This is a genomic window from Streptomyces sp. NPDC002640 (assembly GCF_053592575.1).
In genome coordinates, this window is record NZ_JBSFVZ010000026.1 from 62,974 (window position 1) to 85,602 (window position 22,629).

Below are 22,629 nucleotides of genomic sequence, written 5' to 3' on the forward strand. Positions count from 1 at the left end.
CCGCTCACGGCTGGATGTTGATCCGGATGCGCGGGTCGCCCGCGCCGGTGTGAACGGTGCGGCGGTGCGCGGCGAGGCCGGCGCTCCCGCCCTGCACGGGCAGATGGCAGTCGGGGCAGCCGTGCCACCAGTCCTCCCCGGCCGGGAGTTCGGCCGGGGTGAGCGGGTGCGGGTGCGGGCCGTCGGCAGCGCGGCTCACGCGCTGACCGCCTGCGCACCCCGCACGTCTCGGCCGACGCGACCGCCGTCGTCCAGGTCGTCGTCCTGGTCGTGGTCGTCAGAGCTGCCGTGGACGGTGCAGACGGTGTCCGGGTGCGGCCGGCTGCTGGTGTGCGCGACGAGCAGGTCGGTGACACTGTGGACGGCCTGCCACGCGGGGCCGGTGCAGTCGTCGTCGTACGGGCAGCACACCAGCAGGTCGAAGCCGAGGTCGCCCTCGCCGTCGACGTCGGTGCGCAGGGCGAGGACCAGGCGGTCGGGCCCGATCCGGATCTCGCCGACGCGGTCACCGCTGGCGAGGGGCGAGTTGTCCCGCCACTGCCACAGCGGCAGCACTTCCGCGCCGAAGAATCGGCGGACCAGCAGCAGACCATCGCCCAGGCCGTCGCTGCCGTCCCAGCCGAGCTCGCGGCGGCGGGTGTCGCTGGCGCGCTGGAGCAACGGCTCCAGGCGGTGGATGTTGTCGGCGAAGACGACGTGGTCGAAGCCCTCGTCGCGCAGGTGGGGGAAGGCGGCGACCATGGCGGCGTGCTGGGCGAGGACGGCCTGTTCGGGCACGCGCCGACTGGCGGGCCGGCCCGTCTGGCGCTCGATGCACACGGAGGTCGGGGTGGGGACGAGCAGCGCGACGGCGGGCACGCCGTGGCGGCGGGCGGCCGTGATCAGTTCGGTGCGCACGGTGGCGTCGGTGTTCGTGGCGTCGACCACGGTGGTCTTCCCGCGGGCGAGGCGGGCCTCCAGGACGGCCTGGAGCGCGAACGCGGCGTCGGCGGTCGCCTCCTGGCATCCGGCGTCGTCGCTGACCAGCGCCCGGAACCGGTCGAGTTCGAGGACCTGGGTGTCGGGCCAGGTGCTCGCCCACGTCGACTTGCCCGCCCCGGCCGCGCCGATGAGGACTACGAGGGCCGGGTCGGGGATGGTGGTGTCGAGCGGCTGCATGATGCCGTCGAAGGTGGTCTTCACAGTTCTCCTTGTCGGTGGATGAGCGGACGGTCGTGCCGGGCCGGGCGCGACCGCCCGTTGGGTGGTGGAGCTCCGGGACGGCCGGGCCTCACGCCGGCGGCCGTCCCGGGCGTCTCAGCTGCCGCCCGCGTGGGCGGCGGTGGCGCGGATGGCGTCGGCGAGCAGCACGGTCAGCTCGTGGCCGTGGTCGATGGCTTCCTCCAGGCGCTCGATGACCTAGCCGGGCAGGCCGCGGTTGCGGGCGCCGGTGAGGACGCCCTCGAGGTAGAGGACGTCGGCGAGGATCCGGCCGCGGACGTCCAGGACGCCGGGCTGCACGGCGAGGACGTCGTCGTTCTTGGCGGTGGCGAGGGCGGCGTGGTCGGCGGCCTCGCGGTAGGCGGTCTCGGACTGCTCGGTGAGCAGCGCGCCGACCTCGGTGGTGGTGCCGAAGGCGCGGCGCCAGCCGAAGCGAGCGGCTGCGGCGTCCATCAGGGAGCGGCGGGTGAGCGGCACGGTGACCTCCAGGGGAGGGCCGGTCGCCAGGTCCGGGTGACCGGGCGGACACCGCATGTCCCCGCCCACCGGGGTGGTCGGCGGCGGGGGACGCACGGAGAGCGCCGGTCAGGTCCTCCGGGACCGGGGCTTGGGCTGCCGCGCGAGTCGGCTGTCCTGGGCGGCTGCCGGGTGCACGGCGGACAGGAGGGTGTGGAGGGCGGCGCCGGGGTGGCTGTACTCGTTGGCGGGTCGGCCGCAGGACCAGCAGTCGGCCTCGTCGCCGCGCCAGGTGACCTGGCAGAGCGAGCACAGGAAGGTGGGCTTCGGCTGGGCGAGGGGGCGGCGCTGGCCGATGCGGCGCATCACCGCGGCCGTCGTCGGGCTGGGGGCGGGCAAGTGGGCGTGAGGCATTGGTTCCTCAATCCGGGATGGGTTGGGCCGGGGTGGCCGGCGGTTTCCAGGCCGGGCCGGCCACTCCGGGGTCAGCTGGGGGTCTCGCGCGGGTACCAGGTGCGGACGGTCTCCCGGCTGACGCCGGTGCGCGCGGCGACGACGTAGCCCGGCAGGTGACCGAGCATCAGGCCGGCGGCGAAGCGGGCCTCGTCGCGGGTGAGCGGGCACCGCTCGCCGCGGACGGCGCGTTCGACGGCGTTCATGTCGGTGCAGGCCAGGCCGTCGGCGGTGGCGAGCCACACGGTCGGCGCCGCGATCGGCGGCAGCGGCACCGGGTCGTAGACCTGTGTGGTGGGCATCAGCGGAGGTCTCCTTGTCAGCCGAGGACGGCCGCGACGGCTGCGGCCGCGAGGAGGGCGAGCGCGGTGAGGATGCAGTCGACCGCCCGCCGCAGCCGCACGTACTTCGCGACGGCGAGGCCGGACAGGGCGCGGATGCGGGTGGCGCGGGTGTCCTCCCGCAGGGAGGCGAGGACCGCGCCCTCGGTCAGGCGCGCCCAGAGGGGGAAGCCCTCCTGGACGACGCGGCCGCGGCCGCCGAGGTTGGGGCGCACGACCAGGAGGAGGAGCACGGCCGCCGCGGCGAGGGCGAGGACCGCGCCGCCGCCGATCGCCTGCGCGGTGCCGGGGAGTGGCTTTCCGGCGAGGGTGGCGAGGCCGGCCAGGGTCGCGCCGGTGAAGGCGAGCAGCAGCGAGGCCTTGGTGTCGCAGCGGGCGATCTGGGCGTCGACGCTCGCGCACGCGGCGTCGAGGTTCTTGTCCAGGTCGACGAGCGGGACGGCGGAGGGGGCGATGGTGGGGTCGGTGCTGGTGGTCATGAGGAGTCGTCCTTCCCGGGCCGGGCTGTCCGGTCCTCGGCGCCGTCCCCGCCCCGGGTGTGCGGGCGGGGACGGCACGGGGGGCCGTCAGACGGTGCCTGGTCAGGTCGCCTGCCGGGTGGCGTCCGCGAGGATGTCGGCGTGGTCGAACGCGAGGACGGGCAGTGCGTCGAGGGGCCACCATCGGGCGGCGGTGGCGTCGTCCCCCGCTTTCGGCGGTACGGGCGCGGGCAGGGTGGCCGTGTAGGCGACGGTGACGTACCGGCCGCGCGGGTCACGGCCAGGGCCGTCGTACACGCCCGTCTGCCGCAGATCGGCGGTCGGGACGGTGATGCCGGTCTCCTCCTCGAGCTCGCGGGCGGCGGCGGCGAGGCTGGTCTCGCCGGCGTCGACGTGGCCGCCGGGCAGGGCCCAGCAGCCCTCGAACGGGTCCCAGCCCCGCTCGATCAGCAGGACGTGTCCGGCGGCGAGCAGGACGACGTCGGCGGTGTAGCGGATGGTCTCTTCGGTGGGCATGGGTGGGGTCCTCTCGGATCAGGCGGCGAGCAGCTGCTCGGCCGGGGGAGTGATGTAGGAGGCGGGGTCGGCGGGGGTGCCGTCGAAGCACTCCAGGCATGACCCCAAGGTCTTCAAGGGGATGCAGTGGAAGTAGCGGCGGCGGCAGGTGCCGCATGTCTGGCGCTTGGCCATCGCGCGGTCGAGCGCGGCCTCTTGGGCGAGGCTCGGCGTGCGCTTGGGCAGGGCGAGGTCGATCCGGTACAGCCACGCGAAGCGCTTTCCGCCGCGGCATTCGATCCGGGCGACCGGCTCCTGGCCGCCGGGGCGCAGGCCCATGTCGCGCAGCTGGCGGCGGGTCGCGAGTCCTGCCGGTGCCTGCCGCCACCGGAACGACGGAAAGCGGCCGTCGTCGTACAGGTCGATGTCGACCTGGTCGTGCTCGTCGTCGCAGGTCTGGTGCGCGGGTCGGGTGGTGCCGGGCGGGTGGGGCACGGCCTGTTCCTCCTCGGTGGCAGCAGAGCTGCGCCCCGTCGCACGAGGCGGCGGGGCGGGCGTGTGGGTGGGCCGGTCGGCCTGTCCGGTCCTCGCCCGCGCCCGCCGGTGGCGGGCGAGGACCAGGTGGAGCGACCGGAGGTCAATCCCGGAGCGGGCAGTTGGTGTGCGGGTGCTGGTCAGCGGAGGGTGCCAAGGGCTGGACGGGAACGTGGATCTCCGGCTTGACGGTGACCTTCGCCGGGCGCCAGGCGACGACGCGGTGGCGCAGGGTCAGGCCACGCAGGGCGAACGCGGACAGGAGCGTCCAGGCGAGGGCGGCGAGGCTGGCCGCGACGGGGCGGCTGGTGTCCGGGGTCGCCGTCCAGACCATGAACACGGTGGCTGCGCCCCATGCCGTCCACATCGCTCGCGCTCCGTTGTTGCGGGTGAGGAAGCCCAGGAGCAGGCCGGTGATGCCGGTGAGCAGCCACAGCGTGTAGACGGTGGAGGCTGCGACCGGGAGGCCGGCGGAGTGCTGGGAGATGTAGGTGCGCACCGGCTGGTCAACGACGGCGGCGACGCCGTTGGAGGTGTCGACGCCGACCTGCACCTTGGGCACGGCGGTGAGGATCTGATGCAGGGCCTGGAGGAGGACTTCGCCGGCGCCCTTGGCCATCAGCACGACGAAGGAGACCCCGGTGACCATGAGGACGGCGCGCAGCCAGGGCGCCATGTGGCGCAGGCCGTCGTCGGGGGCGCTGAGGATGTCGTCCCACATGTCGTACAGGACGCCGTCGATGTCCCAGGCGCGGTCCCACCAGTCGCGCAGTGCGGCGAGGCGCGGCGGCTTGGCCGGCTCCTTCGGGAACGGGATGGGGAGGTAGGCGAGCTCCTGGTGGCCGGTGTTGTCGTTGGACTGCACGGGGCAACTCCTTGTTGGCGATGTGGTGTTCACGGAGCGTGCGAGTGGGCCAAGCTGTGAGCGGCGGGCCCTGGAGAGGGGAGGCGGCTGCGATGGGGTGGTTCACCCGCGATGAGCCGGAAGACGTCGTCTTCGACGAGGTCGTGGACACGGACGGGACGATTTGGCCCGCGTTCACCGACGATGACGGCGTGCTGTGGATCGACGTGGACTACGACGTCGAGGTGACGATCAACGGCGCGATCGTCGGCGGGCAGATCCGGGGTGCCGAGGTCGATGACCACGGCCGTATCTGGATCGACTACGACTGACCGCGAGGCCGCACGGCCTGTCCCGCACCCGAAGCCCCGGCCTGCGGGCGGGGTGTTCGGATGCGAGGCAGGGCGCCCGGGTCAGCGGACGTTGTTGCGGGTGCGGGAGAACGTCCCGCGCTGGTTGCTGGTGTTGTTGATCTGCATGTTCTGCACGACCGGGCCCTCGTAGACGGTCTTCGACACGGACTTGCGGGCCTTGCTGATCGCGCCGCCGATCGCGGTGGCGACCATGGCGACGCCGGCGAACGGCAGGGTGACCATGAGGACTCCGTAGAGCGTGACGGAGGCCAGGCCCTGGAGGACCAGCCAGGCGCCGCAGCCGATGCCGGTGATGCCGGCGCCGACGCCGATGGAGGCGACTGCGATCCCGGCTGCCCACGCGGGGACGATCCGCTTGTCGTCCTGCTGGACGGGCGGGGTGTCGCCGTAGGCGGGCAGCGGGGTGTCGTCGCGGAACGACGTCGGGATGTGCCGCACGGGCGGCATCTCGGGCTGGAAGGACCGGGCGATGATCCGTTCGGCTTCGGCCTTGGCTTCGTCGTCTGTGAGCGGGCGGGTGATGGGCTCGGAGTCCACGGTGATCTCCGTTTCGGGGGCAGACGCGGGCACCCTCCCTGCCGTGGTGGCAGGGAGGGCGCGCGAGGGCGAGGGGAGCGGTCGGGGCTACTGCTGGTCGGCGGCGTCCTTGAGCGCGGCCAGCGTCGGGTACTGCAACGGCCGGCGGGTCTCGGAGCGGGCCACCAGGCCGTCCTGGCGGCCGGTGCGTACGAGGGCGGCGACCAGGGCGCGGGCCTCGGGGCTGGCCGCGAGGATGTCGGTGGCGTCGTCGACGACCAGGACCAGGGGACGGGGTGTCCTCCTTCTCGTTCGGCAGGGACGGGATCGGGTGGTCAGAAGCTACTGATCCATCCGGTGAGGGAGGACAGGGCGCTGGTGATGGTGGGGGCGATGCCGGTGCTGGCGAGGAAGAAGCCGAACAGGCAGACGGCGATGCCCGGCATGATCCGCTGGTAGCCGGTGCGGACCAGGATGACGACGATGATGCCGAGCAGGAGGACCAGGGAGATCGACAGAGCCACGGGTACCGGTTCCTTCGGTGAGTGAGTGGGTGGGTGAAGGTCAGTTGTCGGTGAGCTGCCACAGGCCCCGCTTGCGGGAGATCGCCAGGCCCTTCGCCTTGAGCTGGGAGCAGGCGTTGCTGACGCTGGAGGGCTGGAAGCCGGGCAGCGCGGCGCGCAGCTCCTTGAGCTGCTTGGGGCCGTCGGCGAGTAGTTCGAGGATCTGGTCCTGGAGGCCGGGCTCCTCCCCGATGTCGGGGCCGCTGTCGCCGAACGGGATGCCGAACGGCGCCTCGAGTGGGGCGGGTGCCTCGCCGCTGTCGCCGTCGGTGTCCGCAGCGGCGGCCGGGGCCGGGGTGCTGGCCGTCGGCTTGCTGCCGGGTGCGTCGGAGAACGCCTGGGCGAGGGTGTCGCAGTCGGCGTACGGGTTGGTGTGCCGCACGCCGTAGATCGCGGCCCCGGCCTGCGCGGCCTTGGCCTCGCCCTCGGTCAGCCCGGTGGGCGGGTCCTCGCCGTACAGGGCGATCAGGTCGGGGTAGACCCCGTCCTTCTTCTCCGCGAAGAAGGTGCGCATGAACTTCGCGCGGCCGTCGAGGAACATGTACGCCATGCCCGCGGTGGACTCGCCGTCCTCGTCGTCCTTGCCGGAGAACAGCGCCTCGATCTGCCCGTTCTCGTAGATACGGGCGGGGATGTTCTCCATCTGGAAGCCGGCCGGGGCGATGCCGTCCAGGCCCATCTCCTTGGTGGAAGAGGAGGCCGTGCGCATGAGGAACAGCGCGCCGACCTTGCCCTGCTGACGGATCGCGTCGTCGTCGCCGAGGTCCTTGAGATGCAGGGACTGCACGGCGAGCCGGATGCCGATGCCGACCTTGCGGCCGGTCTTCTGGACGTCGGCGATGAGGTAGGCGGTGGCCTTGCGCATCGCTTCGTCCGGGTGGGACAGCAGCCGGTTGATCTCGTCCAGCGTGATGTTGATGAGCGGCCACGGCCGGTTCAGGGCGAAGTCGCCGCGGCCCATCTCGTTGGAGAGGCGCTCGCGGTACTTCATGACCGCGTGCGCGGCCGTGAGCATCAGGAGCGTCTCCACCGGGCCCTTGGCGAACCAGTCGACGCGGCCTTCCGCCTCCGGGAGGGACATGCCTCCCTGGACGTCGCCGACCCAGGAGACGACGCCGGAGCGCTTCTCCGCGGCGAGGATCAGGTTCTGCAGCACACTCTTGCCCGCACCGGTGACGCCGGCAGTGATGCCGCGCAGCGCGCCCTGTCCGGGATCCCACAGCCGCATCCGGGCGGGCTTGCCGTCGTGGCAGACGCCGATGGTGACGCGGCCCTTGGAGTCCATCGTCAGGTCTTCGACGGTGGCCTTGCGGACCTTCATCAGCGGGTTCGTCTTGTACACGGAGATGACGCCCTGCCGGATGCCGTCGGTCTCGATGACGAGCCGGGAGGGGTCGTCGATGCCGAAGGCGGAGCAGATCGCCGTGTGCGGCAGGTGGATCTCCTTGCCCGGCAGGGAGGCGACCAGCAGCACGATGCGGTGCGGCTCGGACCGCCAGTCGATCAGGTCAACGCCGGGGGCGGCCTTGCCCGGGGCGGCGACCGCGGTCTCCCACAGGCCGCGGATGCCTTCGGCGGCGGCCTCGGTGTCCTCGCTGGTGGGGCGGGCGACCAGCCGCATCCGGCCGGGACCGGACCCGTGGATCGGGCGGATCTTCACCGTGCCGACCGGGAAGTCGAACGCGGCGGCCAGCTGCACTTCGGTGAAGGTGGGCACCGCCTTCCCGGCCTGGGCGACGACGACGGCCTCGAAGTCGGGCCGGTCCGCGCGGAAGGGGGTGATGGACACCAGCCGGGTGCCGTCGCCGGTGGCCTGCTGCCACTGCGCGGCGAGGAACTCGGTGTAGGTAAGCGGCTCACCGGGGTCGGCGCCGTGCTGCGCCTGGTGCTCGGCGAGCTCCAGGACCAGGCCGGCGCTGCGGGTGAGCGGCGCCATCCATCCCATCAGGGACGCCCACGCGGCCGGGGCCACGACCTCCCACCAGTTGCAGCCGGGGGTAATCAGGTTCGCCACGTAGGTGCCGGCGGCAGTCAGGAACGGGATCGCCCGCTGCGCCCGGGTCAGCATGCCCAGGCCCTGGTCGGGGTCCTTGGTCTTCGCGTACAGCCAGGCGAGGGTGCCCATGCCGACTCCGCCGGAGGCGAGGTAGGACCAGGCGCTGTCGTCCAGCTGCGGGCCGACGGCCATCCCCGCGGCCGCGAGGGCGTAGGAGGTGCGTTCGGCCAGGACGCGCCGGTAGATGACGTGGCCCGGGACGCGCTTGGTGGTGTCGGCGGCCGGCGCCGCCTGGTCGATGGTGCTCAACACAGCCTCCGTATCTGGGCAGGAGGCAGCAGGGGCCAGGCCCGGCGTGCGGGCCCGGCCCCTGCTGCTGCGGGGTGGGTGGGTCAGCGGCGGCCGGTACGCCGGTAGAAGCCGGGCTTGGCCTGCCGCACGCCGGAGCCGTTGGAGGCTTCGTAGCCGGGGCGGTACTCCCGGTCGTGCGCGTTGTTGAAGCCGCGGGCGTCGGTGTCGACGGAGTCGGCGGCGTTGACCATCTCCCCGGACGCCTCCGCGACCGCGGTGAGGGCGGCGGAGGTGTCCTCGATCATCGAGGTGAACCGGGGCTCGACTTCGGCCTGGCCGCACATCTCCGACAGGCGCATGGCCGCGTTGGCGTTGGCCCGCATGTGGGAGCGGAGCAGGTGCATGCCCTCCTTGAGGAAGAGGGCGGAGGCGGCGAGTTTGGCGGTCCGGCCGGCCAGGGCGAGGAAGCCGTTGCCGCTGCCGGCGCCGCCGGCGCTGCTGGCGACGCCGTTGTTCATGCCCGGGATAGCGGGGAGGTTGTCGCTCACGTGCTGTTCTCCTCTCAGTTCTCGTTGTGGACGCGGGCGGCGGGCACGGCCAGGCCCGCGTCCTCGGTGGCTTGCTGGAGGGGCCGGTAGGCGTCGAACATCGCGTTCTCCGCGCTCTCGGACAGCTCCGCCGCCATCAAGGACTTGGTGGCCATCTCGTCGGCCTTGCGGGCCAGCAGTTCCATGGACTCCGCCAGCTTGGCCATCGCGGCGCCGGTCAGGCGGCCGATGACGTTGTGCGTGGAGCGCAGGTCGGCGGCGAGATCGTCCAGCTCGTGCCGGATCTGCCGCGCCTTCTCGGAGAGCTTGCGGCAGGTCTCGTGTGCCTTGAACGACTGCTTGGTGAGCTCCTCCAGGACGTCGAGCGTGTCGTCGAGGGTGACCTCGGTCTCGTGCTGGGCGTCCATGTCCGCGACGCTGCCGCTGCCCCACTTCGTCAGCCAGGCGTCACTCACGCTGTTCTCCTTCGTGCTCGTGCTCGAGGTGCCGGCGGGAAGGCCCCCGCCGGACGTGGCCGTACCGGACCCGGGGGAGTCGGCCCGCTCGACCGTGATCGGAGCAGCCGGAGCGGACACCGCCGTCGCCATGCCCATCGCCTCAAACGGCGACAGGCGCGGCGTGCCGGGGCCGGTGCCGGGCACCGTGCCGCCGCCCGGCGAGGCCGGGGCAGTGGCACCACCGGCGGCCGCCGCAGCCGGGGCCGGGACGGGCGTCGGGCCGGTCGGAGCGGCGGGGCCCGGCGGTGTGACCGGGCCGGGCATCGATGCCGGACGCGGCTCCGGGAGTGTGGTGGTGCGCATCCGGGCGCGCTTACGGGCCCTCGCCTTGGCCGTGGACCAGGTCGTGCGGCGCGTCGGTGCCGCAGCGGCCGGGCCGACCGGCGCCTTAGCAGCCGGACCGGCGGGCTTGGTGGTGCTGGTCTTCGGACCGGTCTTCTTCGGCTTCTTGACCTTGACCTTCGTGACGATGGGCGGCCGCATCTTCTTGCGGCGGCGCTTGAGCCGCTGCTCTGCGGTCTCGTGCACCGCCTCGCCGAAGGTGGTCCGGCCCCGGGCGGCGGACTTCATCGCCCCCAGGACCTTGCGGCTGTACTCCTTCTGGAAGCGCCGGCACTTGCGGCAGCGGCAGCCGTACTTGTCGGTCGCCGCGAACGTGCCGTGCGCGATGCCGGGCGTGAGCGTGACCTTCTTGCCCTTGCGGGACTTGCCGCCCGGCCCCTTGGGCACCGAGGCCGGACCGGTGCCGCCCTTACCGGAGCGGGTCTTGCCTTTCCCGCCGCCGCGCTTGCTGCCGGGCGCCGTGGTGCCCGCGCCGCTGCTGCCCTTCCCCTTCGGCTTCGTCTTCGGGCCGGTGCCGGAGGTGGTCGTGCCGGGCTTCTTGCGCAGAGTCCCGGAGGGGCCGGTCGTGCCGCGCGGCGACTTCTTCGTCCCGCTTCTGGGGCCGGGGCCCGTGCCCTTGCCAGTTCCGGGGCCCTTCGAGCTGGTGGTGCCGGGCGTGGTCTTCCCGCCCGACCCCGTGCCCTTGCCGGGGCTCTTGGCACCGGGACCGGTCGTCTTGCCGGTGCCCGTGCCGCCCCCAGGAGAGCCGGATCCGCCGCTGCCGAAGTTGCGGTTCTTCCGGCCGCCACGGCCGCCGCTGCTGCTCGGGCTCTTGCCGCCGCCGGAGCCTCCAGAACCACCCGAGCCGCCGGACGATCCGGGACCGCGGTTCTTCTTGAGGTTCACGCCGCCGCCCTGCGAGTTGCGCTTGAGCGGGGTGACGCCCGAGCCGCCCTTGCCGCCGCCGGAGCCGGAGTTGGAGCGGCCAGGCCCAAAGCCACCGCCGCCGCGCCCTCCCCGGGCACCGCCCCCGGAGCCGCCGGCACCGCTGGGCGAGCGGGTCGTCGACCCGCCGCGCCCCCGGCCTCCCGAGCCGCTGTGCGAGCCGCTGCCGCCCCGCCCGGACCTGCCCGGACCTGCGCCACCGGAGCGGCCTCCCAGTCCGCCAGGACCGCGCTGGAGGGTCTTGCGGCCGTACTCGTGACTGGACTGCACCTGCTTCTTCGAACCGCCCCCGGAGGAGCCGTCCTTGGGGGTGCTCGCGGTCTTCGCGACCGCTTCGCGCTGCTCCCGGTTGGCCCGGCCTGCCGCGACGGCGGAGTGAATGCCGCGCATGGCCGCCAGGGACACCGCGAGGATCGCCGCCAGGGACAGCGACCCCATACGCGGCGCGGCAGGCTGCGTGCTCTCCGAGCGGAAGGTCGCCGGGATCGGTGACCCCGCCGCCGCGGTCGCTGCGGCCGGCTCCGCTTCGGCGGCGAACGGCGTCCCGAGACCGGGCTGGGGCAACGCCGCGATGACGTCCATCGGGTCGGTTCGCGTCGCGGGTGCAAACGCGTCGGAGACGACCGGGGAAGCGTCCGCGGGGGCGGCGAACGGCACATCGACGGCGGTCTGGACGGGGGTCTCCGCCGGAGGGTCGGCAGGGGCGGTGTAGCCCACGCGGGGGAAGTGGATCAGGTTGTTCGGGCCGTCGTCGTCGGCCATGACGTCTCCCTCACAGGGTTGACAGACGGTCACCGCCTGGGGCATCCTCGCGCGCGCACGACACGCGCGCGCCTTGGGGCTCCCCAGGCGGCAAAGAGAAGTCGGTGATGAAGAAGAACTTCGTCACCCTCCGTTGTTCTTGTAGAAGTCGTGCAGCGCCTTGGTGAGCGCGGACCACAGGTCGGGCTTGCCGTCGCGTTCGGCCTGGCGGGCCAGGGTCCGGCACGCGTCGTACCAGACCCCGGCCCGCTCCTGGTCGGTCCTGGCTTCGGCGACCCGCGCGTTCCAGAACTTCGCGCGGTTTTGCGTCTGCCGAGGCGTCGTCACTGCCCGTCTCCCTTCGCGAAGTAGTCGTTGATCGTGCCGGTCGGCCGTTCACCACCGGCCGCCATCGGCCACTGGTTCCAGGGGGTGTCCGGGGTCACGAACTCCGCCGGCCTCGCCTGCGGGACCGCGCCCGGGACCTGGTTCTGGGGAGCACCCAGCGAGGTCACCGTCTTGTCCAGGGACTTGGCGACCGCCGCGCCGACAGCGGACTGGCGGCTGTTCTTGCGCTCCAGCTTCCGGGCCTCCGCGGCCGCCCGGCGCTGGGGAAGCTCCAGAACCTCGTTGACGTAGGTCGCGTACAGGGCCTCCGCCTTGCTCGCGGCCTCGCCGGACGCCTTCTGCATGGCCTTGAGCTGCCGCGCCACCTTCCAGGCGCGGAGCTTCTTGGACATCCAGCGGTCGCCCTCGATCGGCGTCTGCTCCAGGCGCCGGCGCACGATGTCCGCGATCTGCCCGTACTGCTGGGCGTCACGAACGTGCTGGTCGCGGACGGTGGCGGTGAAGGCCCGCAGGCCCTCATCCGTGAACAGTGCGTTGATGTCCATGAGTGGGGTTCTCCTTCTCTGGGCGGGGGCGATCTGGGAGGCTTTGTCACGGCGTTTCGGCGCCTTCACCGCGCTCCCGAGGCGCTGCCTTCGTCTCGGGAGCCGGCGGAACCGTCGAAACTGCGGCTCGTGCAGGTCACCGCTCCAGGCGGTAGCCGTCGGCGATCCGCTGGGTGCGCTGCGCGTCAGGGCGGAGGGCCCGTCGGCGGCTGGTCTCACGAGACCTGCTTGAACCGCGCCCGCGCGATCTCAAGCCGGCGGCCCGCGGTGGCCCGTGAGACACCGAGGACGTCCTTGGCCTCGTCGACTGAGACGGTCTCCGCGCCCTGGCGCCGGTACATGAGACTGAGGAGCGAGGTGATCTGCCCCTCGATCTCAGCGTCCCGGGCGAGAGCGGGGCGGCCGGTCTCACCGGAGCGCAGCGGAAGGGGGGTCGCGCCGTTGTCCGGGGAAGCCGTCTCACCGTCTGACCTGCGCGTCTCACCCGTGTGAGACGCCGTCTCAGTCATGCTCACCGCGCCGCTCGTCTCAGCGGGACCGGTCTCAAGCTCCCGGCGGGTCTCACCCTCACCCGTCTCAGCAACGAGTGCCGGGACGGTGCGGGGGTGGGGAGCCGTCTCACCGGAGCCGGTGAGACCGCCCGGCGGGAGGTGCCCGGTCTCACCGGCGCGCACGGTGCGGGTCGTCTCATCCGGCCCGGCACCGCCCGCGCCGCCGGTCTCACCGGGGCCCGTCTCACCGGGCTCCTTGGTGATCTGGTGGATCCGCCACATCACCCACGGGGCGATGGCGGCGACGGCGACGATGAGCCACCACAGCGGGTGCCCCTTCTTGTCGACGCCGACCAGTCCGGCGTCCGCGAGGTGGTAGATCGCGTTCGCGGCGACCATGAGGATCAGCGCGCCCGCGACGTCGCGATGCCGGCGGAACGCCTGCACCACGTAGACGTCGATCGCCAGCGGCAGCGCCCAGGCGACCTCCGCCGGCCAGCCGCTCAGCGTGGCGAGGGCGAACTCACCGGACGCGGTGAGGACGATCGTCGCGCCCAGGGCCACGCGCGGCCCCCAGGTGTTGACGAAGTTCTTCCGCTTCTCCTGCTTGGCGATGAGCGCCTGCGCCTTGGCGACCTCCTCGCGGGTGGCCTCCAGCTCCCTCCACGCCGACTGCTGCTCGGCGCGGGCCCGGGCGCGGACCTCCTGGGCCTCCCGCTGGGCGGCGCCGACCAGGCGGCCCGCCTCCTTCTCGGCCGCCGTGATCCGCTCGGAGGCGGCGGCCTCCGCGCTCGCGATGGCGCCGGCCGCCTTGGCCTCCGCGAGCGAGCGGACCTTCAGGACCTCCTCCTCGGCACGCGCCTGGGCGGCCTCGAGGACCTGCTGCGCCTCGCCGCGCCTGTCGTGCGCGTCCTGCTCGGCGTCGCGCAGGACCTCGGTGGCCTGGCTGCGGGCGTGGTCCACGATCCGCGCCGCGTCCTCCTCGGCCGTGGCGAGGTCCTCGCGGGCCTGGGTGCGCAGCTGCTCGGATTCCTGCTCGGCCTGCTGGCGCATCTTGGTCGCGGCGTCGCGGCGGGCGCGGGCGTCGTCCTCGGCGGCGGCCACCAGGTCGGCGGCCCGCTGCTTGGCCTCCTCCACCAGGTGCGCGGCGTGCGCGGCGGTGGCGTCGGCCTCGGCCTGAACGCGGTCCTTGTCCTGCTCGGCCTCGGCGCGGACCTGCGCCGCGCGGGCGCGGGCAGCCTCCACGATCCGGGCGGCCTCCGTCTCGGCCTCGGCCTGGAGCTTCTCCGCGGCCTGGCGGCGGCGGGCGAGGGTCTGCTCGGCCGCCGCCAGGTCGCCGTCGGCGATCGTGCGGGCGCGCTGCACGGTCTCCTCGGCCGCCGCGATCTGCTCCGCGGTGAGCTTGCGCATCCGGTCCGCCTGGTCCTTGGCGGCGGCGAGGATGCCGTCCGCTTCCGCCTGAGCCTTCTGGGCGGCGGTTTCGGCGTCGGTGCTCTGCCGGCGGGCCTGCGCGATCAGGGCCTCCGCCTCCGTGCGGGCGGCGGCCAGCAGCTGGTCGGCCTCCGCGCGGGCGGCGGCCAGGATCGCATCGGTGTCGACCTCCGGCACCGGCGCCTGCACCGGCTCAGGGACGGAGGCGGGGGACGCGGTGGTGTCGGCGGCCTCGACCGGGCCGCCAGCCGCCGCGGCCGCCGTGGCCACCGTCGCGGCCGTCGTGGTCTTGGCCCTGGTCGTCGTCTTCTTGGCGGGAGCCTTACGGGCGGGCTGACGTCGGGTGGTCACAGACGGAGTCCTTTCTGGTGCGCCGTGCCGGGCCACCGCTTCTCCCAAGCGGCGGCCCGGCAGGGCTGGAGAGGTAGGGGTCAGTCGACCTGGGGCAGCTCCGCGCGCCGGTTGGCGGTCGCGTGCTGCTGGGTGAGCCAGGCGATCGCGGCCGCCGTCATGTCGTCGGCCGCGCCGTCGGTGTTCAGCGGGGCGGTGTCGATGTCGCGCATCGCGTCGACGGCCGGCAGCAGCCGCATGTAGTCGGGCCGCACCTCGTAGATCGGCCGGTCGGTGGCGGCCTCGGTCAGCGTGAACGTGCCGTTCATCCACGTCCTCTCGATCCGGCAGACGAAGGTGTGGCCGGGCTGGCCCGTCCAGAACTTCTGCGGGTCGCGGTACAGGACGAAGTCGCCCTGCTTGAACGCGGCGCGCGCCTGGGTGCGCTGGGTGCTGATGGGCATGTGCCGACTCCTCGGGTCACGGTGGTCCGGGCTGTCCGGCTCCCCTTCACCGCCCGTCCCGGCCGCCGTGGTGCAGCGGTCGGAGCGGGCGGATCAGGCAGCCTGCAGATTCGGATCGTCAGCTGACCCAGCGGCCGTTCTCGATGACCTGGCGGCCGCCCTCGAGGGTCAGGCTGGTGATGAAGTTGGACAGCTCCGTCCCGTCCAGCGCCCGCCGGTTGTACCGGGTGGCCCACATGCCCTCGCCCCGGGGGTGCGCCTCGAAGGCCACCTCGGTCGCGTAGGCCGGCTCCAGGGCCTGGGCCGCGGCCCTGGCCCGGTCCTCGGTGGGGAAGTAGATCGCGCCGCAGGAGTCGTTGAGGCCGACCAGGAAGAAGTCGTGGAGCTCGAAGCCGCGCACGTCCAGGACGCTGAGGATCGGCTCCGTCGAGCCGTGGGTGTAGACGTTGTTCGGGTGGGTCTTGATCCACCGGTTGGTCGCGAACCGGCTCATGTCGACGGGCACGGGGCCTCCTTGGGGGGTCAGCGCTGCTTGGTCTGGCGGTTGAGGTAGGCGTCCTGCAGCCGGGCCAGCGACTCGTACAGCCGCTGTCCGGTCGTGCACGGCACGTCGGGCCGGCAGTCGCCGCAGTCCTTCGCGTGGTCGCGGTGGGCGCGGGTCGCGGCCATGTACCGCTGGTAGAGGTCGTCGGGCACGGGCGCCGTCCTTGCGGTGCGGGGGTGGAGTGCGGTGACGGGGTGGCCGGCCTCCCACACGCAGGCGGCGGCGCGGGCCGCCGCGGCGAGGAGGCTCCTGGCACGGGGGTGGGCCGGGCCGGTGAGTGCCGTGGCCCGCGCGGCCGCCTGGTGCAGCGCGCGGGCCACGGCTATCGGAGGTTTGGCCACGTCAGGCGGCTCGCTGCCCGCTGCCGTTGCAGCCGAAGCAGGTCTCCATCTCCACGCTCTGGTGCGGGTGGCCGTCCGCGCCGACGCGGTTGACGGTCACCATGCGCTGGCCGCTGCCGCAGCAGGACGTGCAGGTCTGGGGCTGGGCCGGGGCGCTCACCGCGCCGACCCGGTCCCGCCGCAGGACGTGCAGGGGCGCCAGGTCTGCCGGGTGACACCGTCGGAGCTGGTGTCCTCCACGCGACCGCCCGCGCCGCCGCAGCTCCCGCACGCGCCGGCCACCGGCACCACCGGGACGACCGTGGAGGCGGCGGTGCAGGGGCCGGCGTGCCAGCGCCCGCACGAACCGCAGGCGTACTCGGGGTTCGCCGCCGTGGCGGCCGCGGTGAGGCGGGCCTGCATTTCCGCGACCGTGCGCGGGGCGCGCCGGTGGGCGGGGATCGCGGCGTCCTGCTGCCGGACGACGGCCAGCAGGTGCTGGCCGAGGCGGCGTTCGGGGGTGACGGCCTCTGCCGGGGTGGGGCGGGGTCGTGTCATGCTGGTGATCACAGGTCCTCCGTTGCAGGTCCTGGACAGCCCCCGGAGGGTCTCAAGTCACCGGGGGCTGTCGTGCGTCTGGGGCGCGGGCGGGCTGCCCGGCTCCCCGTCACCGCCCGTCCCGGCCGCCGTGGTGCAGCGGTCGGTGCGGGCGGATCAGGCAGCCGTCAGGCCCCGCGGACCACCGACTCGACGGCGGGTCCGTAGGTGCGGGCGAAGACGATCCCGGCGTCGAGCAGGGCGTTGATGTCGGCGTGGGTGCGATGCAGGCGCTCCGACCACGCGGTGGCCTGGGCCAAGTCCGTCCCGGTGAGCGCCTGCACCAGCACGTCCAGAACCCGGTCGGCGGCGCGGCAGGTGTCGGAGTCGCCCTGGCTGGTGTCGCGGATCTCGCGCAGCGCGCTCCACAGGGTGAGCGGGCCGCGGCTGGCGCCAAGCTCGTCGCGGACCACGCGCAGCAGCTGGCGGACCATCGCCTTCACGGACAGGGTGTCGTCGTCGGCGTCGATCTCGGAGCTGGTGAGGATCCAGGTGCGGGCCCAGCCGCGCTTGTCGAGGAGGGCGCGGGCGGCCTCGAGGTGGCGGGCGACGGACTCGCCGGAGGACTGCTCGCCGGAGTCTCCGGTCCAGGGGGACCGGTAGGCCGGCAGCGCCTCCTCCAGCTCGGCGGCGCGGGCCAGCATCTCGTCGCTGATCACGACCGTGGTCGCGGTGATGGTGGTGGGGGTGCTCTTCTGCTGGGACATGGGCAGGCCTTCCTCGTCGGGGTTGGCAGAGCGGGGTTCCTCCGCGCTCTCCACCGCCCACCGACCGGCCCGGGGGCCGTGCGGTGGGCGTCTTGGCAGCGCGGGGCTGCGGTGTGCTTGAGGTGCGGGAAGCTCAGGCCGCGACCGGGAGAGACGCGGCGGCCGCCGGCGCGGTGCGCAGTTGCGCGGCGTACGGGATGAGTGCGTCGACCAGGCGCTCACGGACCCGGGCGGTGATGGCCGGGTCGTCGGCGACGATGTCGCGGGCGGCGTCCACGCGAGCCTGGATCTCGGCTCCGTGGGTGAGCGACAGCTCGTAGCTCTGCCACGGAGCGGCCACGATGGCGGCGGCGTAGGCGTGCATCTCGCGCTGGGTGCCGGCGGGCTCGTGCATGTCCAGCGGCGTGCCGAACAGGATGTCCAGGTCCACGGTCGCGTCGTCGATGTCGGGGATGCCGACATCGAGGTCGCCCAGGAGCGCGAGCGTCTCGGTGTCGAAGTACTCGGAGGCGAGTCCGGCGGTGGGGCGGCGGGTGGTGGTGTTCATGGGGGATGGTGCTCCTCTCGAATCTGCTGCGGTGGCCACTCGTAAAAATCACTGCGGCCCTGGCCGCCCTCGATCGGGCGGCCAGGGCCGCAGTCGTGCTTCTGACTGATCAGCGGTGCTCGGGGCGCAGCGTCGTGAGCGGCACCGGCGGCGCGCCCAGCGGCGCGTCACCGTCGGGCAGCTGCGCGCGGCGGGTGTCGGCGTCGCGGACCGACTCAGCGGTCGCCGCCCACTGCTCCTTGCGCACCAGCCACAGGAGCCGACCTCCGTCTTCCGACGCAGTCACCCGTGCGGCGATCTGGCTGACGGCCAGGGCGGGCGCGACCTTGGGCTTGCGCCGCACGGCGGTCTTGCGGCGGTGGCCGGTCTCCGCGTGACCGTCCTCCAGGCGCTCCTGCCACGCCCGGACCGTGACGTCGACCGTGACCAGACGGTTGCTGCCCAGGCGGCAGCGGACGGCCGGGGCCTCGAACGCGCGACCGGTGTCGTGCGGCACCACCTTGGGCTTCTTGGTCTGGAGGCCGGTGATCGGCACCCACGTCTCGCAATCGGGGCAGACCAGCGACGCGCAGGCGGGGCGGAGGTCGTATTGGTTGGGCTTGAGGGTGGAGAGGGCGAGCGCCGGGCGGGCGTTAACGGTGCGGGAGCGGGTCCGGCTCTTGCGGGGCCGGGCGGTGCGCTCAACGGTCGAAGCAGACATCTGAACTCCTCACAGGCGGAGCGGCAGGGGGAGCGTCGCGATGCTCTCTCCGCCCTCCGGGCCACACGGCACAAGGCCGGCGTCCCGCAGGACAGACAGCGCACAGCGCTGCGACGTACACGCAGTCGTCGTTGCCGTCAGGCTCCGGGGGAGTTCGATGGTGCTCTCGCGTCCCACGGGTGAACCCGAGGACTACCCCGCCGCCCCGAGGGGCGGACGACTACTGCGGTGGTTCGATTACGCGGTGCTCCCGGAGGATCACCGTCTCACATACATCAGGTTGCCTCAGGTACCCTCAGGTGTCAAGCGGTATAGTGAGGCATCTAGACAGAAGAGAAGGAGGCGAGGCGACATGCCAGGGCAACCGCGGGCCGACAATCGGCCGCCATACGCGCGCATCGCAGGTCACTACCGCGACCTCATTGGCTCCGGGGAGCTGGCGCCGGGCGACCTGCTGCCCAGCATCCGTGCCCTGGCAGATCAGTGGCAGGTCAGCACCGCAACGGCCGACCGCGCCATGAAACTGCTGCGAGACGAGAAGTTGGTCAACGGCATCCCGGGCGTTGGCACCGAGGTCATGGCGCGTCCCCTGTCGCTCGCATCCGGATCGGAGCGCCACGATCGGAGCGCCGTAACGAAGTCGTCGTGGGGCGTGGGGGAAAAGTCCTCCGGCCACACTGCGGGCATGGTGCCGGCTCCCGAGGACGTCGCGGATGCGCTCGGCATCGATCCTGGTGAGGACGTAATTCGTCGAAGCCGTGTCTACCGAGATGCTCACGGGATCGTCTCCCACTCAACGTCCTGGATTCCGGCGGAGTTCGCCCAGGTGCTGCCCGAGCTCGCGCGCAGCGAGCGCCTCAAGGGCGGGCTGTCGCTGGACCTCATTGCCGAAGCCACTGGGCGCCACGTCGTACAGCGTGTGGATGAGGAGACGGCGCGCATCGCAACCGCCCGCGATCTCGAGCTCCTGGAACTGGAGCCCGACACCGTCGCAGCGATCCTTGTGTTGACCGCGCGCTTCCTGGACTCCGACGGCGAGCTACTCGAGTACGGCGTGGACTTGGGGGCCCCGGGCCGCACCCGTCGCACGACGTCGGTGGTGCAGCGGTGACCACGCACGAGACCGTCGTGCTGGACGACACGCTCGCCTTTTGCCTCGAAGACCACTTCAGCCAGCTCCTTCGAGCAGAGCGCACTGACACCCTCACGCTGGAAGGACGATTCGAGATCACACGCATCGCTGCCGCTTTGTCCGGCCGACCGGGCCCCGCGCCTCGCACGATCCTCATGACCGGTTTGCAGGGTGCTGGCAAAACGACCCTCGCCCGCGCCCTGGAAGAGGCCGGGTTCCGGCGGCTCTGCCCAGACGAGGAGATGTTCCGCCGCTACGGCCATTACGGCAGGGACTTCCCCCGTGGGCAGTTCCGAGTCCGGGAGGCGCCCGTGCTCAAGGACATCGCCCTTGAGGTCCAGGGACTCCTGGTGGCTGGACACGAGGTTGTGGTCGACCACGGCTTCTGGACTCCGGAAGAGCGGACCCAGTGGGCAGCGACCGTGATGGAAGCCGGCGGCGAACCCGTTCTCGTCTACCTGCCTGTGCCGCATGAGGTGCGCTGGGACCGGATCCGTAAGCGCAACGAGCGGTCGCTGGTCGACGCGAACAGCATCGCGTTCAGCGAGGAGGACCTGCTCAGGCACGCAGGGCGTTTCTGCCCGCCGAGCGACGATGAACCGCACATCGTGTACGACGGCCACCCCGAGAACCTGCTGGCAGCGCTCCGTCGTACACGTCCCTCCGTGGATGGCGGCCCGCATTGACCTCCACCTCCCGCTCGCCTCTCCCGGCACTGAATGACCATGACCGTGCTCGGGTACGGCGATTGCGGAAAGTGACAGGAGCCGGTGACATTCGGAATGTCACCGGCACTTGTCACCTCCGCGCGATCAAGGGGCCGTGCCATGCTCGGCCACAGAAGGGCCGGCTTCCGCTCCGCGAGCATCACCCTGTCGGGGCGCAGGCTGCGTCGCTGGACCGTACGGGGAAGGGGATCGCGATGGCTGACGAGCGTCCTGACTGGGCTCGCCGGATGGTGGAGGAGCGTGCTGCTCGGGATTGGTCGCAGACCGACGCGGTGCGTGCACTGATGGTCCGGCTGCCGGAGGACCATGTTGTGAGCGAGCAGGACTTGCTCCGGCAGTGGAAGCGGTGGGAAGCCGGTGACGCGCAGCCGGTGAAGTACCGGTCCGCCATCGCTCAGACCTTCGGTACGACCACCGGCGCCTTTTTCCCTGAGAGGTCGCGCCGGGACGGCCGTGCGGAAATCTTGCAGGTCAGCGGTATGGACACCGTGGACATCATCGCGCGGCTGCGGGCCTCGGACGTGGACGCCGCCACGCTGGACGCGCTGCGGATCACGGCGGACCGGCTGTGCTGCGAGTACGCGTACATGCCCGCCGACCAGCTGCTCGTCGAGGGCAAGGCGTGGCTCGCCCGCGTCGTCGGTCTCCAGCACCAGCGCGTCAGCCTGGCACAGCACCGCGAGATCATCGCGCTGGCAGGGAAGTTGGCGCTCCTAGTGGGCTGCGTCGAGTACGACTCCGGGCGGCCTCGCGACGCGGAGGCGACCCGGCAGGCCGCGCTAATGCTCGGTCAGGAGGCTGGCGCGCTGAGCGTACAGGGTTGGGCGCACGAGATGCGCGCCTGGTTCTCCTTGACCCGGGGCGACTACCGCGGCGTCATTGCGGCCGCGGAGGCCGGCATCGCTGTGGCGCCGAACGAGAGCGTCGCGGCGCAGTTGTACGCGCAGCAGGCCAAGGCGTGGGCGCGGCTGGGGGACCGATCGCAGACCGAAGTGGCGCTGGACAAGGGGCGTCAGCTCCTGGAGCGCCTCCCGTATCCGGAGAACATTGAAGATCATTTTGTTGTCGATCCGGGCAAATATGACTTCTACCGGATGGACGCGCTGCGCCGGGTCGGGGAGAACCGCCTTGCGGAGCAGCTGGCGAACCAGGTGATCCGAGCCGGGACGGACTTCGACGGCACAGAGCGCTCGCCCATGCGGAACGCGGAGGCCCGGGTCACCCTCGGTGTCGTCGCGGCCCGCGAAGGCGACCTCGACACCGCGCTCGCGTACGGAGAGAAGGCGCTCGCCGGCGACCGGAAGTCACTCCCGTCGCTCGCAATGGTCGCGGCCGACCTCGGGCAAGCCCTCCAGTCTCACTACGCCCACGCCAGCGAGGCCCAGGCGTTCGTCGCTCACCTTCGCGAACTGAGGGGTGGCCAATGACTCTGTTGGTACAGCCGCCGTCTCGAAGGTACCTAGGGGTTTCCACCTGCGCGTTCTCATGTCAGGAGCAGGGCGGTCATCAGCGGAGGGAGGGAAGCCGGATGGATTCGGTCGGTGTCTCGTACGACAACACGCTCGTTCCCGATACCGAAGATCGTCGGGGTCATGTATGTTTTTGTGCATGGTTCCCTACCGCGGAGGCTCCGATGTCCGATCCGCTGAGGCGAATTGATGCCCTGATGGAGGAGGACACCCTCCCCACTCCTCAGGTCCGACAGCAGCTTCGGCTTGCCGCCGGCCTGACCCAGACCGAAGTCGCTGAGGCCATCGGCGTCAAGCGTCTCGCGGTCGCACAGTGGGAGGCTGGGCGCGCCCAGCCTCACCGAAGGAATCGCCGCGCATACGCGCATCTCCTCCGGAAGCTGGCCGCGAAGCATCCGGACGCCGCCGTTGAGGAGGCATCCGATGACAGGTGACCTCGCGCTTCGGGCTGTTCCCAGGATCGCCGACGCCGCCTTCGGGATCGAGGGGGTCGGGATGACCTAGGTCATCGGCCGCGCGCGCCAGACAGTGGACTGGACATCCACTCGGCCTCGCGCGGCCCTTCACTCCGACCGGGTTTGGAACCCCGGATCGGCTGCTCGGCCCCGGCTGGACACCGGGTTCCGAGCTTCGGCTCATTGAGCCAGTTCTCACAGCAGCACCCCGCCTTGGACAGCGGGTC

General features: G+C 72.3%; 30 protein-coding genes. 5 read left to right on the top strand and 25 right to left on the bottom strand.

Annotation, left to right across the window (positions count from 1 at the left end; translation table 11 throughout):
• Positions 1-4: 4 nt before the first annotated feature.
• From ACWD3O_RS28225 to ACWD3O_RS28265, 9 genes are all read right to left on the bottom strand, one after another.
• Entirely contained in the window at positions 5-199 is a 195-nt protein-coding gene (locus ACWD3O_RS28225; RefSeq protein ID WP_451417836.1) for a hypothetical protein, read from the bottom strand.
• Positions 196-1,182 (bottom strand): AAA family ATPase, encoded by a 987-nt coding sequence (locus ACWD3O_RS28230; protein ID WP_451417837.1) that lies wholly within the window; start codon positions 1,180-1,182, stop codon positions 196-198. Before ACWD3O_RS28230 ends, ACWD3O_RS28225 begins: the two co-directional genes overlap by 4 nt.
• A gap of 216 nt (positions 1,183-1,398) precedes the next feature.
• Positions 1,399-1,734: a hypothetical protein gene (locus ACWD3O_RS28235; RefSeq protein ID WP_451417838.1), complete on the bottom strand. Its 336-nt coding sequence runs from the start codon at positions 1,732-1,734 to the stop codon at positions 1,399-1,401.
• Between the two features lie 51 nt (positions 1,735-1,785).
• On the bottom strand, positions 1,786-2,070 hold the full coding sequence (locus tag ACWD3O_RS28240; protein ID WP_451417839.1) for a hypothetical protein: 285 nt from the start codon (positions 2,068-2,070) through the stop codon (positions 1,786-1,788).
• Positions 2,071-2,141: 71 nt separating this feature from the next.
• Complete coding sequence (locus ACWD3O_RS28245; RefSeq protein ID WP_451417840.1) at positions 2,142-2,411, bottom strand: hypothetical protein; 270 nt, start codon at positions 2,409-2,411, stop codon at positions 2,142-2,144.
• A gap of 17 nt (positions 2,412-2,428) precedes the next feature.
• The gene (locus tag ACWD3O_RS28250) at positions 2,429-2,929 is read right to left on the bottom strand and encodes a Pycsar system effector family protein (RefSeq protein ID WP_451417841.1); all 501 of its coding nucleotides are present in this window, start codon (positions 2,927-2,929) and stop codon (positions 2,429-2,431) included.
• Between the two features lie 102 nt (positions 2,930-3,031).
• Positions 3,032-3,445 (bottom strand): NUDIX domain-containing protein, encoded by a 414-nt coding sequence (locus ACWD3O_RS28255; RefSeq protein ID WP_451417842.1) that lies wholly within the window; start codon positions 3,443-3,445, stop codon positions 3,032-3,034.
• A gap of 18 nt (positions 3,446-3,463) precedes the next feature.
• A complete protein-coding gene (locus tag ACWD3O_RS28260) occupies positions 3,464-3,919 on the bottom strand; it encodes an RRQRL motif-containing zinc-binding protein (protein ID WP_451417843.1) in 456 nt (151 codons plus the stop codon).
• A 142-nt stretch (positions 3,920-4,061) separates the two neighbouring features.
• Complete coding sequence (locus ACWD3O_RS28265) at positions 4,062-4,823, bottom strand: hypothetical protein (protein WP_451417844.1); 762 nt, start codon at positions 4,821-4,823, stop codon at positions 4,062-4,064.
• Between the two features lie 92 nt (positions 4,824-4,915).
• Here ACWD3O_RS28265 and ACWD3O_RS28270 point away from each other — a divergent pair, with 92 nt between their 5' ends.
• Positions 4,916-5,134, top strand: coding sequence for a hypothetical protein (locus tag ACWD3O_RS28270; protein WP_451417845.1), 219 nt, complete (start codon positions 4,916-4,918; stop codon positions 5,132-5,134).
• 81 nt (positions 5,135-5,215) lie between these two features.
• Here ACWD3O_RS28270 and ACWD3O_RS28275 read toward each other — a convergent pair whose 3' ends face one another.
• The 16 genes from ACWD3O_RS28275 to ACWD3O_RS28350 all read right to left on the bottom strand — a co-directional run bounded on the left by ACWD3O_RS28275 (position 5,216) and on the right by ACWD3O_RS28350 (position 18,618).
• Positions 5,216-5,713 (bottom strand): hypothetical protein, encoded by a 498-nt coding sequence (locus ACWD3O_RS28275; protein WP_451417846.1) that lies wholly within the window; start codon positions 5,711-5,713, stop codon positions 5,216-5,218.
• 314 nt (positions 5,714-6,027) lie between these two features.
• On the bottom strand, positions 6,028-6,216 hold the full coding sequence (locus tag ACWD3O_RS28280) for a hypothetical protein (protein ID WP_451417847.1): 189 nt from the start codon (positions 6,214-6,216) through the stop codon (positions 6,028-6,030).
• 40 nt (positions 6,217-6,256) lie between these two features.
• The gene (locus ACWD3O_RS28285; protein WP_451417848.1) at positions 6,257-8,560 is read right to left on the bottom strand and encodes a hypothetical protein; all 2,304 of its coding nucleotides are present in this window, start codon (positions 8,558-8,560) and stop codon (positions 6,257-6,259) included.
• An 83-nt stretch (positions 8,561-8,643) separates the two neighbouring features.
• Positions 8,644-9,090, bottom strand: a complete 447-nt coding sequence (locus tag ACWD3O_RS28290; RefSeq protein ID WP_451417849.1) for a conjugal transfer protein TraB — start codon at positions 9,088-9,090, stop codon at positions 8,644-8,646.
• Positions 9,091-9,104: 14 nt separating this feature from the next.
• A complete protein-coding gene (locus ACWD3O_RS28295) occupies positions 9,105-11,615 on the bottom strand; it encodes a hypothetical protein (RefSeq protein WP_451417850.1) in 2,511 nt (836 codons plus the stop codon).
• 123 nt (positions 11,616-11,738) lie between these two features.
• Positions 11,739-11,942: a hypothetical protein gene (locus ACWD3O_RS28300; protein ID WP_451417851.1), complete on the bottom strand. Its 204-nt coding sequence runs from the start codon at positions 11,940-11,942 to the stop codon at positions 11,739-11,741.
• Positions 11,939-12,487: a hypothetical protein gene (locus ACWD3O_RS28305; RefSeq protein ID WP_451417852.1), complete on the bottom strand. Its 549-nt coding sequence runs from the start codon at positions 12,485-12,487 to the stop codon at positions 11,939-11,941. Before ACWD3O_RS28305 ends, ACWD3O_RS28300 begins: the two co-directional genes overlap by 4 nt.
• 215 nt (positions 12,488-12,702) lie before the next feature.
• Positions 12,703-14,760 (bottom strand): hypothetical protein, encoded by a 2,058-nt coding sequence (locus ACWD3O_RS28310; protein ID WP_451417853.1) that lies wholly within the window; start codon positions 14,758-14,760, stop codon positions 12,703-12,705.
• 80 nt (positions 14,761-14,840) lie between these two features.
• A complete protein-coding gene (locus tag ACWD3O_RS28315; RefSeq protein ID WP_451417854.1) occupies positions 14,841-15,203 on the bottom strand; it encodes a hypothetical protein in 363 nt (120 codons plus the stop codon).
• A 118-nt stretch (positions 15,204-15,321) separates the two neighbouring features.
• Positions 15,322-15,708 carry a hypothetical protein gene (locus tag ACWD3O_RS28320; protein ID WP_451417855.1) on the bottom strand — a complete coding sequence of 129 codons (387 nt, stop codon included), beginning with the start codon at positions 15,706-15,708 and terminating at the stop codon, positions 15,322-15,324.
• Positions 15,709-15,725: 17 nt separating this feature from the next.
• On the bottom strand, positions 15,726-16,088 hold the full coding sequence (locus tag ACWD3O_RS28325) for a hypothetical protein (protein ID WP_451417856.1): 363 nt from the start codon (positions 16,086-16,088) through the stop codon (positions 15,726-15,728).
• A 1-nt stretch (position 16,089) separates the two neighbouring features.
• Positions 16,090-16,248 carry a hypothetical protein gene (locus ACWD3O_RS28330; RefSeq protein ID WP_451417857.1) on the bottom strand — a complete coding sequence of 53 codons (159 nt, stop codon included), beginning with the start codon at positions 16,246-16,248 and terminating at the stop codon, positions 16,090-16,092.
• Positions 16,245-16,625, bottom strand: a complete 381-nt coding sequence (locus ACWD3O_RS28335) for a hypothetical protein (protein ID WP_451417858.1) — start codon at positions 16,623-16,625, stop codon at positions 16,245-16,247. Before ACWD3O_RS28335 ends, ACWD3O_RS28330 begins: the two co-directional genes overlap by 4 nt.
• 167 nt (positions 16,626-16,792) lie before the next feature.
• Complete coding sequence (locus ACWD3O_RS28340) at positions 16,793-17,371, bottom strand: DUF6197 family protein (RefSeq protein ID WP_451417859.1); 579 nt, start codon at positions 17,369-17,371, stop codon at positions 16,793-16,795.
• A gap of 133 nt (positions 17,372-17,504) precedes the next feature.
• Entirely contained in the window at positions 17,505-17,918 is a 414-nt protein-coding gene (locus tag ACWD3O_RS28345) for a hypothetical protein (RefSeq protein ID WP_451417860.1), read from the bottom strand.
• A 109-nt stretch (positions 17,919-18,027) separates the two neighbouring features.
• Positions 18,028-18,618 (bottom strand): hypothetical protein, encoded by a 591-nt coding sequence (locus ACWD3O_RS28350; protein WP_451417861.1) that lies wholly within the window; start codon positions 18,616-18,618, stop codon positions 18,028-18,030.
• Between the two features lie 352 nt (positions 18,619-18,970).
• Here ACWD3O_RS28350 and ACWD3O_RS28355 point away from each other — a divergent pair, with 352 nt between their 5' ends.
• The 4 genes from ACWD3O_RS28355 (at position 18,971) to ACWD3O_RS28370 (ending at position 22,381) form a co-directional block, all read left to right on the top strand.
• Positions 18,971-19,729 (top strand): GntR family transcriptional regulator, encoded by a 759-nt coding sequence (locus ACWD3O_RS28355; protein WP_451417862.1) that lies wholly within the window; start codon positions 18,971-18,973, stop codon positions 19,727-19,729.
• On the top strand, positions 19,726-20,436 hold the full coding sequence (locus tag ACWD3O_RS28360; protein WP_451417863.1) for an AAA family ATPase: 711 nt from the start codon (positions 19,726-19,728) through the stop codon (positions 20,434-20,436). Before ACWD3O_RS28355 ends, ACWD3O_RS28360 begins: the two co-directional genes overlap by 4 nt.
• A gap of 236 nt (positions 20,437-20,672) precedes the next feature.
• Positions 20,673-21,905, top strand: coding sequence for an XRE family transcriptional regulator (locus ACWD3O_RS28365; protein ID WP_451417864.1), 1,233 nt, complete (start codon positions 20,673-20,675; stop codon positions 21,903-21,905).
• Positions 21,906-22,111: 206 nt separating this feature from the next.
• The gene (locus ACWD3O_RS28370; protein ID WP_451417865.1) at positions 22,112-22,381 is read left to right on the top strand and encodes a helix-turn-helix transcriptional regulator; all 270 of its coding nucleotides are present in this window, start codon (positions 22,112-22,114) and stop codon (positions 22,379-22,381) included.
• Positions 22,382-22,629 lie beyond the last annotated feature (248 nt).